This is a genomic window from Photorhabdus bodei, from assembly GCF_003287735.1.
Lineage (GTDB): Bacteria > Pseudomonadota > Gammaproteobacteria > Enterobacterales > Enterobacteriaceae > Photorhabdus > Photorhabdus kayaii.
In genome coordinates this window covers 1-3,631 of the sequence record NZ_NSCM01000095.1, presented here as the reverse complement: position 1 = coordinate 3,631, position 3,631 = coordinate 1, and the positions used below count along the sequence as shown (strand labels likewise).

The following is a 3,631-nucleotide window of genomic DNA, read 5'->3' as shown; positions in this document are numbered from 1 at the left end:
CCCAGCGCCTGTTAAGGCCGCTGAAAGTGGTCAATCCTTACGCCCATCAACTGACGTTCCTGTCAGACAAAACCCGGATGCGGCGCGACCATATGAAATACCTGACGCTGATACAGGCCATTGCCTTACTGCACCAGTACCAACGGGAAATCAAGAAAACCACGCATCGCGGGCAGGTGATTGAATATATCGAAGTGACGAAAGACGATATCCAGCTCGCTAACCAACTGGCACATGAAGTTCTGGGGCGCACACTGGATGAAATGCCGCCACAGACGCGTAAGCTGTTGTTATTAATACAGGAGTGGGTACGGGAAACCGCCGGACAACAGGCGGTCAGGGTCGATGAACTGCATTTTACCCGGCGAGATATTCGGGCCGCTCTGCACTGGGGCGATACGCAACTGAAAGTGCATCTGGCGCGGTTGCTGGAAATGGAATACCTGTTGCTGCACCGCCGCGGGCTGACCCATGAATATACGCTGCTGTGGGATGGTGAAGATACCGGGCAACCACATCTGTGCGGGTTACTGGAGATGACGGAATCCCAGTCAGAAACGGCAGGCGATGCGTTCCGGTCGGGGTCAGAGGATATTCAGTCGGGTACAGGTCGGGGCAGGGTCGGCAGTCAGTCGGACAGTCAAAATCCGGCCTCAGGGCAGGCAACACCAGACTTATCGGCGGAATTGGCCGGGGTAAAACAAAAAACGGTTATTAAGGCAGAAAAAAAACCGGCTTCAATCCCCCTGCCCGAAGAAACAGAAATGGCGAATGATGCTGTTGCGGGCAAGGCGTTCCGGTCGGGGTCAGAGGGTGTTCAGTCGGGTACAGGTCGGCCCCAGGTCGGTACACAGCCGGACAGACAAAATCCGGCCTCAGCACAGACAGCACAAGGCTTAACAACAGAACCGGGCGGAGCCGGGAAGAAAACTGTTAACAGACATAAAACGCAAAAGGCCCCGCCGCCCGCTGCCTCAGCCGCTCATCCCCCCGCTGAAACGGAGATAAATCATGGCAAACCGTAAACCGCGCAAAGGGAGTCTCCTGACCGTCGATGACGTCTACCGTCAGCCTGTAGGTCCGGCGCATGACCCAAAAAGCCTGTATGCGCTGCTGCTGCGCTTCGTGGCATGGCGGCAGGAGCGGAACTGGTCGGAAACCACGCTGAAAGTACAGACCCATCACACCTATCGCTTTATCCTGTGGGCCACGGAACGGGGCCTGTATTATGCCGCGGATATCACCCGGCCGATACTGGAGCGTTACCAGCGCTATCTGTACCAGTACCGCAAGACCAACGGAGAGCCGCTGAGCATCCGCACCCAGCGCACGCAGTTGCAGCCGTTGCAGGTGTGGTTCAAATGGCTGACGAAACAGAATCTGATACTGGCGAACCCGGCGGCGGACATTGAGTTGCCGCGGGAAGAAAAACGGCTGCCAAAGTATATCCTGAGCATTGATGAAATCGAGCATATCCTGTCGCTGCCTGACCCGCATACGTTGCAGGGCGTGCGCGACCGGGCCCTGATGGAACTGCTCTGGTCAACGGGGATACGGCGCAGTGAAGCGGCCCGGCTCGATATCTACAGCATTGACGGGTCACGCAAGACCGTAACCATCCGGCAGGGCAAGGGGAATAAAGACCGGGTGTTGCCCCTCGGCGAACGGGCTTTAAGCTGGCTCCAGTTCTATCAGCAACAGGTTCGCCCGCAACTGCTGGTCACCCCGGACATTCAATCGCTGTTCGTGGCGATGGACGGTCTGGACGGGTTGCAGCCGAACGGTATCACCCATGCCGTGAGCGGCTATATCCGGGCTGCCGGCATTGAGAAAAAAGGCGCCTGCCACCTGTTCCGGCACGCGATGGCAACCCAGATGCTGGAGAACGGGGCGGACCTGCGCTGGATACAGGCCATGTTAGGCCATGCCAGCGTGGAATCCACCCAGGTGTATACGCAGGTCTCTATCCGGGCCTTGCAGGCGGTGCACGCCAGCACCCACCCGGCGGAGCAAATGGCCGACGAAAAAGTCAACGACGCCGATGAAGTGGGTTTACTGGCCGACCTGTACGCCGAAGACAACGCCGACACACCGCCGGACAGCCCGACGCCGACCTGAAACCCCGATATCCGCTGACCGTCCGCCCGCCCCCGTTAAGCTGGGCGGGTTCGGTGTGAGGGCAGACCGTGGCCGGACTGCCCGTTAGCATCGGCGCACGCGGGGGTAAATAGTCGTCAGGCGGCGCAAGCCCCGGCATCCCCGTTGAGCCGGTCCAGGCCGCCCAACGCCTATTGAACATAATGCGGGGGGAATTATACGCACTGCGCCGGTAAGCCCGGACAACCGCCTGAGCATTGATGAGCGGCTTAATGCGTATAATTGGCATTATGTCTTGCGCCCCCGCGGGTCGGCATTGCGGGGAGTGGCGCACAAGGCTGCGCCTTATGCTCTAACCGACTGAGCCGGACATCGGCAACTCTGAGTTCTTCTTTAGCTGCCCTGCAACCGTTGGGCCAACCCCCCTAAAGGCAGGTCGGCCTGCGGCCTCCACTCATTAACTTCCCCCCGCCCCAACCCCGCTGCACTGGCTGCGCCCGGCTCGCACTGCGCTGCGCTCCGTTGCTCGTCCCCGTGCTCGCCATCGCCGCCCCGTGCAGCCCCCAGGGGCTTCCCTGAACAAAATCGCGTGGTCATGCAAAGCCGTGCCCAGTCTGAAACGCCCGTGCCTCAGAGCGTCGCAGGGGCGCCGCTTGCGGGCTCTATGCCGCCCGCCCCCGCAGAACGGGCGCCCGCCGCCCAAGCCAGTTGGGCGACGTTCGCCCGTTGCCGAAAAAGGCGCTACACTGGCAATGGCACGGCAGGAAAAACCGACCTTCGGGGGCGAAAAGCGCGTCAGGGGTTTTGGGTTCGGCGACAAAGCAGCATGGGAAAAAACGGGTTGTAACTGACTGAGGGCATTAGGAAAATCGGTGACCGGCGGTCAACTTCGCAATGGAATGGGTTGTTGCGGACAATAATGCCCTTAGCATGGGAAGTTTGTTCGGTGCCGAAGGCGCTAAACATTTTGAAGGAGCGGGATCACTCGTACAAAAAATGGCCCAATCCGGTGCAACACCCGAAGAAATAAATGCTGCCTTGACTCATTACCTGAAAGGACAAGTCCCTGAGGGTCAAGATCCGGCAAAAGGTCTGATTATTGCATGGGGTAACTTCTTTGGTGTTCCATTGGATGTCGTGTTATCAAATGAGCAGATGACTCCACAGAAAGCGGCGGAAATTGTTGCCGGAGGGATACCTACCAGTGAAGCGAAGCTGATACAGTTTGCAGCCGCGAAAGCATATCTGTCTTTGAGTAAATATCAATCGATAGAAGCTGTTGATAGAAAAAATAGTTCAACGATTGATAATTTGATGAAAGAAAAAGCACAGACAGCGAAAATTGGAGAAATAGCCCTTGGTGCTGATAAAAACATCTCGCATACAAATGTTAATTCCAAAGCTTCACTAGGGGCTGTTGACGTTTTGAGAGGAATTACTGAACAGCATGATGATGGGGTATAATTGCTTTCGCCAAAAAACGACTCTACCTCACCATCATGCCAAGAACTATGTTAACAGATGAAGTATGGAA

The 3,631-nt window shown here is 57.0% G+C and carries 2 protein-coding genes and 1 pseudogene; all 3 read left to right on the top strand.

The genetic code is table 11. The annotated features are described in order from the left end of the window. Positions 1 to 1,025, top strand: a pseudogene (locus CKY02_RS22535) (DNA primase); the annotation flags it as partial. After that, the gene (gene xerC, locus CKY02_RS22530) at positions 1,012 to 2,118 is read left to right on the top strand and encodes a site-specific tyrosine recombinase XerC (RefSeq protein WP_112896958.1); all 1,107 of its coding nucleotides are present in this window, start codon (positions 1,012 to 1,014) and stop codon (positions 2,116 to 2,118) included. The pseudogene CKY02_RS22535 and the gene xerC, both read left to right, overlap by 14 nt. A gap of 873 nt (positions 2,119 to 2,991) precedes the next feature. Beyond that, positions 2,992 to 3,561 carry a hypothetical protein gene (locus tag CKY02_RS22515; protein ID WP_112896956.1) on the top strand — a complete coding sequence of 190 codons (570 nt, stop codon included), beginning with the start codon at positions 2,992 to 2,994 and terminating at the stop codon, positions 3,559 to 3,561. The last annotated feature ends 70 nt before the right edge of the window (positions 3,562 to 3,631 follow it).

Coding starts and splice junctions, on each gene's coding strand:
- xerC (WP_112896958.1), top strand. CDS start 1,012: ATGGCAAACCGTAAACCGCGCAAAGGGAGTCTCCTGACCGTCGATGAC.
- CKY02_RS22515 (WP_112896956.1), top strand. CDS start 2,992: ATGGAATGGGTTGTTGCGGACAATAATGCCCTTAGCATGGGAAGTTTG.